General features: G+C 33.8%; 14 protein-coding genes and 1 pseudogene. 10 read left to right on the top strand and 5 right to left on the bottom strand.

Annotated elements, in window-relative coordinates:
• Positions 1-32: 32 nt before the first annotated feature.
• The 5 genes from G7057_RS02775 to G7057_RS02755 all read right to left on the bottom strand — a co-directional run bounded on the left by G7057_RS02775 (position 33) and on the right by G7057_RS02755 (position 4,277).
• Complete coding sequence (locus G7057_RS02775) at positions 33-1,043, bottom strand: tyrosine-type recombinase/integrase (RefSeq protein WP_166161168.1); 1,011 nt, start codon at positions 1,041-1,043, stop codon at positions 33-35.
• Between the two features lie 94 nt (positions 1,044-1,137).
• Positions 1,138-1,335: a MerR family transcriptional regulator gene (locus G7057_RS02770; RefSeq protein ID WP_076768536.1), complete on the bottom strand. Its 198-nt coding sequence runs from the start codon at positions 1,333-1,335 to the stop codon at positions 1,138-1,140.
• 56 nt (positions 1,336-1,391) lie between these two features.
• Positions 1,392-2,507, bottom strand: coding sequence for a replication initiation factor domain-containing protein (locus tag G7057_RS02765; RefSeq protein ID WP_227004687.1), 1,116 nt, complete (start codon positions 2,505-2,507; stop codon positions 1,392-1,394).
• An 86-nt stretch (positions 2,508-2,593) separates the two neighbouring features.
• Complete coding sequence (locus tag G7057_RS02760; protein ID WP_166161164.1) at positions 2,594-3,907, bottom strand: FtsK/SpoIIIE domain-containing protein; 1,314 nt, start codon at positions 3,905-3,907, stop codon at positions 2,594-2,596.
• Positions 3,891-4,277, bottom strand: coding sequence for a hypothetical protein (locus G7057_RS02755; protein ID WP_076768538.1), 387 nt, complete (start codon positions 4,275-4,277; stop codon positions 3,891-3,893). Before G7057_RS02755 ends, G7057_RS02760 begins: the two co-directional genes overlap by 17 nt.
• Positions 4,278-4,782: 505 nt before the next feature.
• On the opposite strand from G7057_RS02755, the gene G7057_RS02750 reads away from it, so the two are divergent.
• The 10 genes and pseudogenes from G7057_RS02750 (at position 4,783) to G7057_RS02705 (ending at position 13,860) form a co-directional block, all read left to right on the top strand.
• Positions 4,783-5,466, top strand: a complete 684-nt coding sequence (locus G7057_RS02750) for a hypothetical protein (RefSeq protein WP_166161162.1) — start codon at positions 4,783-4,785, stop codon at positions 5,464-5,466.
• Positions 5,467-5,778: 312 nt separating this feature from the next.
• Positions 5,779-6,099 (top strand): JAB domain-containing protein, encoded by a 321-nt coding sequence (locus G7057_RS02745; RefSeq protein ID WP_166164023.1) that lies wholly within the window; start codon positions 5,779-5,781, stop codon positions 6,097-6,099.
• A 118-nt stretch (positions 6,100-6,217) separates the two neighbouring features.
• Complete coding sequence (locus G7057_RS02740) at positions 6,218-7,303, top strand: tyrosine-type recombinase/integrase (RefSeq protein WP_031775850.1); 1,086 nt, start codon at positions 6,218-6,220, stop codon at positions 7,301-7,303.
• Positions 7,300-9,192 (top strand): site-specific integrase, encoded by a 1,893-nt coding sequence (locus tag G7057_RS02735; protein ID WP_031775849.1) that lies wholly within the window; start codon positions 7,300-7,302, stop codon positions 9,190-9,192. The genes G7057_RS02740 and G7057_RS02735 overlap by 4 nt, the downstream gene beginning before the upstream one ends.
• 6 nt (positions 9,193-9,198) lie before the next feature.
• A complete protein-coding gene (locus tag G7057_RS02730; protein ID WP_020977319.1) occupies positions 9,199-9,576 on the top strand; it encodes a DUF6262 family protein in 378 nt (125 codons plus the stop codon).
• A 119-nt stretch (positions 9,577-9,695) separates the two neighbouring features.
• Entirely contained in the window at positions 9,696-10,187 is a 492-nt protein-coding gene (locus tag G7057_RS02725) for a trimethoprim-resistant dihydrofolate reductase DfrK (protein WP_031775848.1), read from the top strand.
• Between the two features lie 192 nt (positions 10,188-10,379).
• A pseudogene (locus tag G7057_RS02720) lies at positions 10,380-10,511 on the top strand (JAB domain-containing protein); the annotation flags it as partial.
• A gap of 152 nt (positions 10,512-10,663) precedes the next feature.
• Positions 10,664-11,161, top strand: coding sequence for an RNA polymerase sigma factor (locus G7057_RS02715; protein ID WP_076768542.1), 498 nt, complete (start codon positions 10,664-10,666; stop codon positions 11,159-11,161).
• On the top strand, positions 11,145-11,807 hold the full coding sequence (locus tag G7057_RS02710; RefSeq protein ID WP_083686883.1) for a zf-HC2 domain-containing protein: 663 nt from the start codon (positions 11,145-11,147) through the stop codon (positions 11,805-11,807). The genes G7057_RS02715 and G7057_RS02710 overlap by 17 nt, the downstream gene beginning before the upstream one ends.
• Position 11,808: 1 nt before the next feature.
• A complete protein-coding gene (locus G7057_RS02705; RefSeq protein WP_166161160.1) occupies positions 11,809-13,860 on the top strand; it encodes a hypothetical protein in 2,052 nt (683 codons plus the stop codon).
• Position 13,861: the final 1 nt, after the last annotated feature.

Below are 13,861 nucleotides of genomic sequence, written 5' to 3'. Positions count from 1 at the left end.
TCGCTAATAAAGTCTAACTTTAAGGGGTCACCTCAATCTTGCTGGTGCTTTTTTTCTGGCATTAATTCCAGATAATAATTCTGTGTGGTTTGTATGTTTATGTGTCCTAATCGTTTGGATACATATGCAATATCTATATCTTGAGAAAATAGAAATGATGCATGAGTGTCTCTTAAACCGTGAAACGTTGTCTGTTTAATATCTAATTTCTTCAATAACTCCGCTAATTGTTCCGACTGTTTAAAACCTCCAAAACTAAAGATATAACCATTTTCTTTAACAGGTATGTTACGAATTAGCTCATATACTTCTTTGTTAATAGAAACATCACGTTTTGCATTTTGTGTTTTTAGTGAAGTATCATCAGAAGTAGGACTAATCGAGTGCCTAACTTCTATTCCATATTCATAAAGGCTCTCTGGTCGTATTGCTAATAGCTCTCCACGTCGCATACCCGTTTCTAGTGCAAGTAATACAAGTAGGTTAAATTCATCTTCTGGATGCTGTAGGACGTGATTACGAAGCTTTTTAAAGTCAGTAATAGATAAAGCTTTGTTTCGCTTAGGTGGGTTTTCACCGCGTGTTTTTACTAAACGAGCAAAATCATTTGCAATATATCCACGAGCAAATGCATCACGTAATGCGGTCTTAATTTTCAATAGCACTTCATGTGTTGTTTTTCGTGAGTGTGTTTTCGCATATTCGTCAATTTTCTTCTGAACAACAATGTCATTTAGATCTTTTAATTGGATATCCTGAAATAAGTTTCTAATAACACCTAAAGTACGAACATAATTTTGAAATGTCGTTTCTTTAACATCATTTACTTTTACAAGATAAATCCAATTCTCGAAGAAATCCGCAAATGTTGTTGTTCTGTGGGCAAGTTCCTTGCCTTCCCCTTTAGCTAATTCCATTTCTAAAGCCCAAAGTCTTGCTTCTCTTTTTGTAGAAAATGTTTTGGATAGCTTTTTATGCTGTCCATGCTTGTACAAAGAAACTTGTGCCCTGTATGATTTTCCCCTTTTTACAATACTAGCCATGCTATCAATTCCTTTCATAAAAATAGTTGATAGATGCTAGTTGAATACAACTGTATTGTATTCTGTAACTAGCATAATATCAACTACCAATCATTTAAATGGATCGTGCTTCAATAAAACTTGTTAAAGATTTCATTGTGTACCGTTCTTGTCTACCTACCATAAAACGTTCAAGGTCATCATGGGAACGAATGTATTTATCAAATGATTTTGGATCTATACCTAGAAAGCGGGATGCTTGTTCACGAGTTAAAAGGTATGGGTAGTCTGTTGTCGTCATATTTATGCTCATAAAGGCATCGTCTCCCTTAATTTTAATATTATCTATTGCAAAATTACCTAATTGTTCTATTTGAACGGATAACCTTGTTTTGTATATAATACAGAATACTTTTTTAGCCATAACATGACATCATCATTTGGTTCATAATTTTCAAATTCATCGTAAAGAAATGCTAAACATTTCCTTAATCCTTCATCTCCCCAGATATGCCAAACTTTATATAGATATGGAAATAATCCTGATCCATTTAAAATGTGCTTTTGCGATTGTTCTAATAAGTTCGACCGCGGTGAAGGGGAACTAAACATAAAGCTTTTTTGATTAAGCAAATTTAGCATTTTCCTACTGTAAGTCGTTAGTCTGTCAGACTTAGCATAATAAAATTGATAACGATCAGTTAAGGCTGAAACGAGCAAATCTTTTAGTTCTGTATCACTTTTTATTTGTTCAAGTTCGTCTGATAAATCGTGTGCGTAAGTACCTTTAAAAACTGCTTCAAAGCGTACCCAAGAATCATAATGGATAGCTTCCTCATAACGAACACCCATCGTTTCAACTTGTTCTTTCTTCTTATCATAAACCCTTAATAAAGCCTTGATATTTTTGCCTTTCGAGCCCAGATAAAAAGTTGATGTGATATTATCTTTAGTTATTGCCGATAAAATTGAGTGATTTCTTCTTCCTGTACCAGTTTTAACGATTTGATTTTTTTTAGAAAACTGATTGTAAATCGTGTTTACATTTACTTTTTCATTAATAAAGTCAATTGCAATATCCATTCTTGAAAGTCTAGAAGTATATGAAGCATTATTATTAATATTTTCAAGAAACTGGTGAATCTGTATCGAATCACCAAATGATGATTCGTATTCCTTTCTATATTCCATCCAAGCATGAGCAGAGAACTTTATACAAATTCCCATTTGGATAAAATCCGTATGATATGCTATTGCAAAATAGTACGTTGCATTTTCACAACTAAAACCATTTGAATATCCCTGGGGCAGTGATTGTGTCGCATCTTCTAACTTGCCTAATACTGTTTCGATCTTTGACAATCTGACAAACTCTTTAATAATGCTGATTGCCATACCTTCCCATTCTTCAATACAATTAGGTCTTTTTGTAGATTGTAGAACTAGCGTGAATTCATCGACTTGAACATCTAACAATAAAATCACTCCTTTCAAGTCAATAAACATTGGTATATCAATAACCGAAGTGAAATTCTAGTTTTGCGGAGCGGGGGTTATTACATAACCCCCGCTCACGATCTTAAGTGAGTCACAGCTTCTAATATGTCAAAATCTAAATAACTAAAGTGACAAATTCTCGGTGTATTAGCCACGATTGGACAAGTTAAGATACCTTGCCCTAATTGGAAATCCTTCTCTGGTATGTCTACTCCTGTACCAAATGCCGTTACATAAGTCTGCTTTTCAGCATTACCAAGAACAAATTTCACTGGAAGATTTTCACGTAAATTAGTAGGTAGTAAAGATGCATCAGATTTTTGCATCACAATCCATAAGAAAAAACCTAACTGACGACCTTGTAAAATAACTTGGGATAACAATTTCGTCACTTCATCACGTTTTTTCTTTTCTAGAGTTTGAATAACCGATTGAAAGCTAGCAAATTCATCAAATATAAAAATGTGAGGTTCATATTGAAAGTGAGCATAATCTGCTTCCAATTTTGTATTTAGTTTCTCTTTAATTTCAACTTTTCTAGATTCCATTTTTTCAACAAATGACTGGAGTAACTTGATTATTTCATCGATATCAGTAGCGGTATTCTCCTCTGATATTTTATCTCCAAGAACAGCCAGACTTGAGTTTTTAGGGTCAGCAAAATATAAATTATAATGGACTTTTTTAGTTATCATTTGCAGGATAAGGGAGTAAAGTGCATATGTTTTTCCAGATCCTGTTTGACCAACTAGTAAAGTTCCGTGTAAGGGTATTACAATTGATTTATCAATTTGCAATGTGTATTCATCCAAATGGGATGTCTGCGCACGTAATTCATCCAAGTCGTTAAATTCATATTGTTGAGCGATATTACAATCGTAAATTTCAAATACATGATAATTTTCATCATTAGATAAATAAGCCCTGTCAACTACAAAATCACCTAGAGCATAGGAAATATTTACATCACTAATATCTTTATTAATGTTGATGTTTTCAATGAAGAGTTTTCCTTGCGTGTAATTATCAGAGAATATAACTTTTACTTTTGGTAAATCAACTACTTCATTATTGAAGTAAAACCTTTTGTTATAATAATTGGAATCAAGAAATGCTCTTCTCAACTTTAAAATGGTAAAGTAATAGCGAATAGCGTTCCTAATGCCTTTATGTGCTTTGTTACGAATTAACCAAATAATAATTTGTATCAAAAATAAGATGATTACAATGCTAACGAACAGAATGTAAATATTTTTGTTGACTCCCAAATTAAACTGGGAGTCAACGTAGTGGATTACTATTGTTCCTATAGCAATCAGAAAGCACACGCCATAAAAGAATCTTCCGTTTTGTTTTCTGATTGTCGACAATTTATTGTTTTTTAACATTGATTTTCTCAACGTCTTTGAATCGAAGTATTAAATCAAACCCAATAACAAATGACTTTTCTGGTAAAAAGTCTAGCAAGCGGAGATAATCCCCTTTTTGAATATCGATACGTTCTTTGTTGTTTAGGGCGGTTACATCAAATGTATTTAAGATGTTATTATCCCGTTTAAATCCAGTTTTTTTATCCACACCGTAATCAGTGTCATCTTTAGTGATTTGTAGAGTTAAAGTAACGCCTTTCTCATTTGGATCTTTTTTACTTACATACGGTCGTTGTGAAACTAGTCTGAACATATTTCCTGTGTTGTTTAGAAATTCCTCTGCTTTAAACTTTGTTTCGGTGAAAACCCATGCGTTTGCAATCGGCATTGTGCATAACCTCTTTCTCTGATTTAATTTTAAAACCAATGTGTTGATTGACTAAAAGTCCTTTCTAATAAATCTTCAAGAACTTCAATTGTTTCTTTCAATTCACTACTATCTTCAATCTCAAGGCTACATAAACCTAACAGTAAAGGTACTGTCTCTTTTTGGGGGAAACCTTTTAGTCTGTAACTCTTTAGCAGTTTAATACTGCTATAAACGAGTTTTTCTCGTAATGCCCATTGATATTCCGTCAAAAAATTAGTGATACTTGGAGCGTGTACATATGACCAATCTTGTGTATCAGTTTTAAGCACTTTGTATAGCGAGATAATCACCTCCTTTTTGAGTTTATATAGCCATTTATCAGTATTTGTTTCCTGATAATATTATTATATGGCATTTCATAAAACATCTGAATCCCTTTTAAATTGGAGATTTTCAATATGTTTTATCGTTATTTCTTTTTATTCGTGTTAAAATATAAGTAAAATTGAAAGAGGTAGATAGTATGTATGAAGAAATTCTGAACAAAGAGTATCTAACGACTAATGAAATATTACATTTGATTGACTTTAAGTTTAATTACACATTTGAGGGGAAAAACGAGGACGATCATTTGGTAACTGCAGATACATGGCGTAGTTATCTTAAACAGTTTTATGATGAAAAGGAAGATGAAGGAAAAGATATATCTGTATATTATGATAAATTAAGAGGTGGAAATAAAAATAGAACATACCAAATCGATTTTGTAGAAGAAATTATTGAATTTAGGTCGGACAGAATAAAAAAACTGCTTAATAGTGATCGTAAAACAATGATTGATAAAGATTGGGTTAGTTTAAATAAAGTGCTTATGGGATGGTCGGATAAGGAAGTGCCTAAAAGTGTTTATGACAAAAGAGTTATTATAACTGAATATGCACTTAGAAAAGAAAATAGATTTCCTACAATAACTGAAGAGGAAAAGGTAAGAGTCAAAGAGCAGTTCATTAATGCACTCGTTGATGAGTTGTTTGATAAAGAGAAGATAAATGAGGATGTAGAAGAATGGATTACAAATGGAGAACTTATTCATGGTTATGCAGAACCATTCGAAATGATTGAGGATGATGAAGGTCCGATAGGTTTCAGACTCGATAGAAAAAACTATTTGAAGAATAGCGTTATTAATGAAATAAAAAACACTTGAACATAGAATATATTGTCGTTTTTCCTTTTCAGCTCTCCTAATTGTAATCTCCTAATGCGTCCGTAAAGCAAGGACGCATTATCGATTATGTAAAGGGTCTTCGTTCTTCGGATGTTATGAGTCAGCCAAGTAGGATAAGGGTGCGTAAGAAAGTAAATGACGCTTTTAACGCACCCTAATTCATTGGGCTTCCCCAAAACATATACGAATCACTTGATAGCTTTGCTACTTACGCCACTTGACATTAATCGATGCGGAAATTTTCTATGTGGTGACCAAAAAGGTCAAAAATTCATAGAGAGGTTGATCTACATGGAAACTATTTTAGAGATTGTTCGCATTGAACAAATTATTCGCGAGGCAGAAGAAGGAGTAGATTACATTATTCGTAGTCCAGAAGATGGAGCAAAGGTAGCATCTCGCTTTATAGGTCGTGATGATCGTGAAGTATTCTTTGTTATGTGTTTAAATACGAAAAACAATGTTATCGCAGTTCATCGCTGTCATGTTGGTTCGTTGAATGCTTCGATTGTACATCCACGTGAAGTGTTTAAATCAGCAATACTAAATAATGCAGCAAGTGTCATTGTTGCACATCAGCATCCAAGCGGTGATATTTTAACCATAGTATAATAAATAATAGTAGTTAAAGTAGTTTAGGAGGAGATGTTAAAGGGAGATTTTACTTTAAATAAAATTTAACAAGGTTTATAATTTGTAGTACTTAAAGTGTTTAAAGAGGGGGGAGTGTGTGAGGGTTCAAAGGATAGAAGTGGAGAATAAGCCGTATCCATTGTATTTATTACTAGATAAAGAATACCAGCTAATTGAACCAGTAATGAAATTTATTAAATACTTAGATAATACTGGTAAGTCTCCTAATACCATTAAAGCATACTGCTATCATTTAAAGTTGCTGTATGAGTTCATGGAACAGAGAGGCGTTATTCTTAATGATATTAACTTTGAGTTGTTAGCAGACTTCGTAGGTTGGTTGAGATATCCAACAGCAAATAATGTAATTGATCTTCAGTCAAAAGAAGCCATAAGAGAAGAAACGACAGTGAATACAATTTTAAATGCCGTTATGAGTTTTCTTGATTATTTAAGTAGATTAGGAGAATTTAAATCAATTGATGTATTTAAACAAGCAAAGGGAAGAAACTTCAAAGGATTTTTACATCATGTTAATAAGGGTAGATACCAAAAGAATGTCTTAAAGTTAAGGGTTAAAAAGAAACAGATAAGAACATTGACAGCAGAGGAAGTTAAGCAAATTATTGACGCTTGTCATACGAAAAGAGATAAGTTAATTTTAATGCTTATGTATGAGGGTGGTTTAAGAATCGGTGAAGTGTTATCGCTTAGGCTTGAAGATATTGCCACTTGGGACAATCAAATCCATTTAACACCTAGAGATGTTAATGTTAATGAAGCTTATATTAAATTAAGGAAGGAAAGAACAATACATGTGAGTAAAGAACTGATGTCACTTTATACAGATTACTTGGTATATGAGTATAGTGAGGAATTGGAGCATGACTATGTTTTTATTTCCTTAAAAGAAGGCTATTTTGGGAAACCACTAAAGTACCAAAGTGTTCTTGATCTAGTTAGAAGAATAGTTAAAAGGACTGGAATAGAATTTACATCGCATATGCTTCGCCACACTCACGCAACGCAGCTAATTAGGGAAGGATGGGATGTTGCGTTCGTTCAAAAGAGATTAGGTCACGCACATGTTCAGACAACGTTAAATACCTATGTTCATCTTTCAGATCAGGATATGAAAAATGAGTTTAATAAATACCTTGAGAGAAAGGAGCATAAGAAATGAATGCTTCTAGTAAAAGGAAAATTATCAGTCAGAGTGAGATCAGCAAAAAAATAGCTGTAATGAATGAAGAAATGCAAGGGTTTTGGGCTAATAATAGTTGGGATATAAGAAAATGTCCACATCCTTCTGCCATAGAATTAAGTAAGAATCCTGCTTTAAGAAATCGTTGGGTTCGTTTTGAACGTGTTAAAAATCTGTGGTTAAGAACAGAATTGAAATATTTTTATTTTTACCATTTAAACAATAGAATATGGAATGCAAAAACTGTCTGGATTAGAAAAGGAACAGTAATTAATAAAATGTTGGATTTTTTAGATTTAAAGTATCCCAGCATTACTTCAATTACTGAAGTTCCTATTGATAAAGCAATGACGGAGTATAGAACATATTTGACAAAACAGGGTGTTAGAATTACCACCACTAATTATAAGATTACTGCTAATCAAGAAAAAACACCTGTAAAAGCTAATTCTTACTATGTTACTAATCTAAAACAATTTATTGAGTTTTATGAGGATTTTTATTTTGATGGAGAGGAGTGGGATAAAGACGTTTGGGATAGACGAAACTTACCTTTGCCAGATGATAAGGTTAACCCAACACAATATGAATATACAATTAACTTTAAAGGGTTTCGGAATACATATTTTAAACAGCTTGTAAAAAGATATTGTAAGTTAAGATTGAACATGGATAGCTTTTCCTATGTAAGTGATATTGCCCAAAAACTTAAAGAGTTCTTTAATTTTCTGGACATAAAGTTTAAACACGTTCAGAGAGTACACCAATTAACGAGAGTGGAAATTGAAGCATATTTAAGTGAACTAAACATGATGGGGATAAAACCTAGTACAATAACTGGGAGGATCTCTATATTGGAAGGACTATTTAGTACCCTTCATAGGCTAGAATGGGATGATGTTCCTTCCAAATTATTAATTTATCCCGAGGACTATCCGAAAATACCAAGAGCAAAACCTCGCTTTATAGACGAATTCGTTCTAGAGCAATTGAACAGTCATCTTGATAAATTACCCGAATATATAGCTACGATGACTATGATTGTTCAAGAATGTGGAATGAGGATAAGTGAATTGTGCACCTTGAAAAAAGGCTGTCTATTAGAGGACAAAGATGGAGATTACTTTTTAAAGTATTATCAATGGAAAATGAAAAAGGAGCATATAGTTCCAATATCTAAAGAGGTAGCTTTACTTATTAAAGTTCGGGAAGATAAAGTTTCAGAGGAATTTCCAGATAGTGAATACCTCTTTCCAAGAAAAGATGGATCGCCATTAAAACAAGAAACATTTAGAGGCGAATTAAATAAATTAGCTTATGAGCAAAATATAGTGGATAAATCAGGCGAGATTTATAGATTCCATGCCCATGCCTTTCGCCATACAGTAGGAACAAGAATGATTAACAACGGGGTGCCCCAGCATATTGTGCAGAAATTTTTGGGACATGAAAGCCCAGAAATGACAAGCAGATACGCTCATATCTTTGATGAAACTCTAAAAAATGAATTTACTAAATTTCAAGAAAAACTGGTTACCAATAATGGAGATGTGCTCAATCTAGATGATGATAGTGAAGTCGATGATGTAGAGCTTCAATGGTTCAAGAAAAATATAAATGCACAAGTGCTTCCAAATGGTTATTGTAGATTGCCAGTAATAGCAGGTGGTTGTCCACATGCGAATGCATGCTTAGATTGCACTCACTTCTGTACCAGTAAGCAATTCTTACCACAGCACGAAGAACAGTTAGAGCGTACAGAAGAGTTATTAACCATAGCAAAGGATAAACAATGGCAAAGACAAATAGAGACTAATAGCCGTGTTAAAGAGCGTTTAGAACAAATCATTGGAAGCTTGACGGGGTAATTATCAATGGATAAACAAGTTAGAAATACAACAGAAATTGTACGTTTGGCGAAGCAGAAATCACAAAAGACAAGGGAAAAAGTAGACAAAGCGATTTCTAAATTTTCGATTGAAGGTAAAGCTATTAATTTTAATTCAATAGCAAAGGAAGCTAATGTTTCTAAATCATGGCTTTATAAGGAACACGATATTAGGCAAAGAATAGAATCCCTTCGTGAGCGTCAAATAACATCAAATGTAGTCTCAAAACCCAAGAAAAGTTCTCGTTCGGAGGAAATCCTTATTAAAACCTTAAAAAGAAGAGTTATGGAATTAGAAAAAGAAAATAAAAAATTACAGAACCAAATTCAAAAATTATATGGAGATCTGTATAATAAAGAGTAGTTTTAATTATTAATCTGTAGACAGATTGTGAAAGGATGCACTTAAACTAACGGGGCAGGATAGCTTAACAAGGAATAAGAAATTAAATGGTAAAATAGTTAAGAAAGGCTGTGTGATATATGAAAGTTTCTTTAATTGCTGCGATGGATAAGAATAGGGTATTAGGTAAAGAGAATGACATACCTTGGAGAATCCCAAAGGATTGGGAGTATGTTAAAAATACTACAAAGGGATATCCAATTATATTAGGAAGGAAGAATCTTGAATCAATCGGAAGAGCATTACCTGGAAGAAGAAATATTATTCTGACAAGAGATAAGGGTTTCAGCTTTAATGGTTGTGAAATTGTCCATTCAATAGAAGATGTTTTTGAGATATGTAATAACGAAGAGGAAATTTTCATTTTCGGGGGAGAACAAATTTATAATTTGTTTCTACCATATGTTGAGAAAATGTACATTACAAAAATTCATTACGAATTTGAAGGAGATACATTCTTTCCAGAAGTGAATTATGAAGAGTGGAGCGAAGTATCTGTTACACAAGGAATAACAGATGAAAAAAATCCTTATACATACTATTTTCATATTTATGAACGAAAAGCTTATTGAACTAACGGGTGCTTTAGTTAAATAACAATGAATAAAAATCAGCCTGTATCTTATGTTACTATTAAGTAATTTAAGATACAGGTTTTACTATTTTTGAAATAATTACCTTTCACTTCAAATACATGTATTCAAAGTGAAAGTATTGATTTAAATGATTCTTTTGTAATTTACTCTTGATAAGATCCTACACCATCGACGGAAGATATTAACATTACAAGAAGATTAGTCGAGGCTGGAAAGTTACTAGGCATCGAAGTGCTTGATCACTTAGTAGTAAATAGTGATAACAGTTTTACTAGCCTGAAAGAAAGAGGCTATATTTAAAAGGGAGAAACAACTCCCTTTTTTCTTCAAGATATATTTGTATTTGTCATTTAATAAATGTAAGCTTTAGTAGTTTTTTATAAAAATATCTACAAAAAACTTGTAACGTAATTGAAGTTCGGGAGTTAATAGAGTGAAGGGGGTGAAAAGGCATGGAATTTGAGGAAATATATGACCTCTACTTTCAGGATGTGTATTTGTTTACAACATCCTTATGCGGTAATAGAAGTTTAGCTGAAGAAATCACACAAGAAGCATTTTTTAAAGCATTGAAGTCCATTGATCGTTTCGATGGATCCAAAGATATCCGGGCTTGGCTGTTTACTATTGCTAGAAATACGTATTTTTCCCATCACAAAAAAAACAAAAGACTGATTCATTCTGATTCTTATAATGACGTACCGGATACAGGGGTCACCCTGCTAGATAGTTTAACGAACGAAGAAGATGCCTTTGTCATCCACCAATTCATTCACACGATGGCAGAACCCTATAAAGAAGTTTTTTCGCTACGAGTGTTTGGAGAATTACCCTTTGCGAAAATTGGTGCGCTCTTTGGGAAAAGTTCTGGATGGGCCAGGGTGACCTATCACAGGGCAAGAAAACAAATTGTAGAGTATACGGAGGCGATAAATGATGAAAGAGATTAACTGCCATATCATTCAGGACATTTTACCCCTTTATGTTGATGAGGTTGTCAGTGATGATACACGGGAAATGGTTGAAGAACATTTGAAGCACTGCGAGGAATGCAAAAAAGAAGTTGCGTTTATGAAACGGGAGCTATATCTTCCAGTCGAGAAGGAAGTCCCCATGATTAAAAATTTAAAAAGGAAATGGCGCAATAAAAAATTGATGGTTTCAGGATTATCCGTTCTACTGACAGGTTTAATACTGTTTGGAGCTAATTACCTTGTCTTCCATCATGACACGCTTATCCCTTATTCGGACTCTCTCGTTCAAATTGAATTGCAGGATGATGGCCGACTTGCTTCTCACTATTACGGAGAAGGTTATTATAGTGTTCATGTTGCCGGTCCCTTAACAGTAGAAATTGACGGTAAAGAAAAAAGGGCTGTTTTTTTACATTACACGAAAACCATTTCAAGTTCTCCTACCAAGAAGTTGTTTAATGGAAAGGATTCTAGAAACGAGCAAGATTTTATATTTTCTTTAGCATCATTAGATGATATCGATGTTGTTTATTACGCAGATTTTGATTCGATGGAAATATTTGACCAAGGGAATAATTGGGAACCTGTCATAGAGCATGCTGAATTGCTGTGGGAGAAATAATATGACCAAAGCCAAAACAATGATTGCGTTTTTTCTGTTTCTCGCTGGATTTTTATTTGTCGGAGAAAGTCATACGTTCTTTCTTGAAAACTTTCAAGATCGCTACGTGCAAGTTGCTTACTATTTAGAAACCGGGGATTCAGAAGATGAGATGCGTCAAACGATTTTAGATAAAGCAGAGAAATATGAAGCAGAAGCCTTTACGATTCAGAAGGAAAATGGAGGAGCATTTTCGCGTACGATTACGGTATACGGAAATGAAGCTGTTCAACAAAATTTAAAATCAGATTGGGGAATTGAGCAAGGGACAACCTCTTCTTTCTTCTCTGGAAAAACAACATTTGTATTCAAGCCTTATGCCGAAACAACAGAGAAAGAATTACAGAACGTTTGGTATATCGGGCAAACGGCAGAGCATCTCTTTCCAATGGTGTATCCTGAGATGGTCGAGTACTCTGGTAGTATTCAAAATAGCCCAATGCTGGATGTATCAGAAAAAGTTGTGGCAGCACTTTGGTTTATGTTAATCATAACCACCTTATTGCTCACCTATTACGACATCGTTTATAGCAAAAAAGAGCAACATATTCGAATCATTTTAGGTGCAGATTCAAATCGAATAATGATTCAAAAGTTTATAGCAGACACCGTCGGATTTAGTATTGCCGCTCTTGCAGCGGTGGTATTATTATTGCCATTTACGAATTCCTTGTTTAGGTGGAACGTATCGTTCATAGGGTTTTTAATTTTAATTTTTAGTAATGGTTTAATTATAGCGTTAGGTATGAGAATCGGAAAACACTTACAAATCAAATCTGTTGCCTCATCAGTAAAAGCTTTGCGAATCAGTCTTGTCATCAAAGGAGCCATTGCAATTCTAACGGCAATTGTATTATCGGTTACAATTCTTTTACTAGTTGAGGGCATCAAGCTTTATCAACAAAAAGACTACTATTCGACAAACTCTAATCGTGTGCATATCGATATTGATTATCCTTATGACTATGAAAAAATGGAATTTGGAGATGGATTTTTTGAAAATACTCCTCCTCTTAGTACAGATGATCAAGTTCGGGATAATTTCATGCGATATGGTTATCGTGAACTCGGTTTATCTCTAGTAAGTTATCAATCTCATGCCGAGGTTTCACCAAAATGGGGAGACAAATATACATTTGCTAATTTATCCGGATTAGTGCCCCATAAGGACCAGATTCCGAAGTGGGATTTCCTTAACCAAAATGAGGGCAATTATATTTTGGTTCCTGAAGGTGCAAATCAATCTGAAATTGCAAATGAGGTCCTAGAAGTTGGTAATATCCTTGGCTTAGATACAGATAACTTGGCAGGTGTATTCACCTACCAAGAGGGACTGTCTGTCATTGCAGAAGGCCATAATGAGGAACTTGAGTACTCATACAAGATTAAAAATCCAATTATTTTGTTGGATACCTATGACTATGGAGCATTGCCGGTTTACCCTGTAACTTATGAATTAAGAGAAGCCGACCATCCCAATGGGTTCATTGCCTACAATTTTGCCTATCTCATGCAATTTACAACTTTGAAACACAAACCAGAAAAAATTGTTGAGTTCAGCCATTTAATTTCCGGGGAAGCCATCAAGTCACCCTTAGTAGAATTCACAGTTATTCATGTAGAAAATTGGTTTGCTGGTCTATGGTCATTGCAAAATAGAAGTCTGTTGATAGCTGTTATACTAACAGTCCTGGTCCTTATCTTGGAAGTCCAAATTTCTATCCTTGCACTAAGAATGGCTTATGAATCGAATGCTCGGGAACTGACGATTAAAAAAGTAATGGGTTTTTCTTTATTTGAGCGTTTTAAAAATTTTTTCCTTTTGACCAGTATTTTGTGTGGACTTTCTTTTGTAGGTGCACTCGTTTGTGCATCAATCTTAAATATTGGCATGATTAACTATTTAGCTTGGGGAAGTATCCTTGTCTTTTTATTAGATATCGGCATTCTTCTCTACTTGACCCGAAAAAATGATTGCTTACAAATCCAAAAGGTATTGAAGGGAGGAATTTAGT

This window comes from Jeotgalibaca arthritidis (assembly GCF_011100465.1).
Classification (GTDB): Bacteria; Bacillota; Bacilli; order Lactobacillales; family Aerococcaceae; genus Jeotgalibaca; species Jeotgalibaca arthritidis.
This window is presented reverse-complemented; position numbering and strand designations above follow the sequence as displayed.

Coding starts and splice junctions, on each gene's coding strand:
- G7057_RS02745 (WP_166164023.1), top strand. CDS start 5,779: ATGGAAACTATTTTAGAGATTGTTCGCATTGAACAAATTATTCGCGAG.
- G7057_RS02715 (WP_076768542.1), top strand. CDS start 10,664: ATGGAATTTGAGGAAATATATGACCTCTACTTTCAGGATGTGTATTTG.
- G7057_RS02705 (WP_166161160.1), top strand. CDS start 11,809: ATGACCAAAGCCAAAACAATGATTGCGTTTTTTCTGTTTCTCGCTGGA.
- G7057_RS02770 (WP_076768536.1), bottom strand. CDS start 1,335: ATGAGCATAAATATGACGACAACAGACTACCCATACCTTTTAACTCGT.
- G7057_RS02750 (WP_166161162.1), top strand. CDS start 4,783: ATGTATGAAGAAATTCTGAACAAAGAGTATCTAACGACTAATGAAATA.
- G7057_RS02735 (WP_031775849.1), top strand. CDS start 7,300: ATGAATGCTTCTAGTAAAAGGAAAATTATCAGTCAGAGTGAGATCAGC.
- G7057_RS02775 (WP_166161168.1), bottom strand. CDS start 1,043: ATGGCTAGTATTGTAAAAAGGGGAAAATCATACAGGGCACAAGTTTCT.
- G7057_RS02755 (WP_076768538.1), bottom strand. CDS start 4,277: ATGCCGATTGCAAACGCATGGGTTTTCACCGAAACAAAGTTTAAAGCA.
- G7057_RS02760 (WP_166161164.1), bottom strand. CDS start 3,907: ATGTTAAAAAACAATAAATTGTCGACAATCAGAAAACAAAACGGAAGA.
- G7057_RS02710 (WP_083686883.1), top strand. CDS start 11,145: ATGATGAAAGAGATTAACTGCCATATCATTCAGGACATTTTACCCCTT.
- G7057_RS02725 (WP_031775848.1), top strand. CDS start 9,696: ATGAAAGTTTCTTTAATTGCTGCGATGGATAAGAATAGGGTATTAGGT.
- G7057_RS02730 (WP_020977319.1), top strand. CDS start 9,199: ATGGATAAACAAGTTAGAAATACAACAGAAATTGTACGTTTGGCGAAG.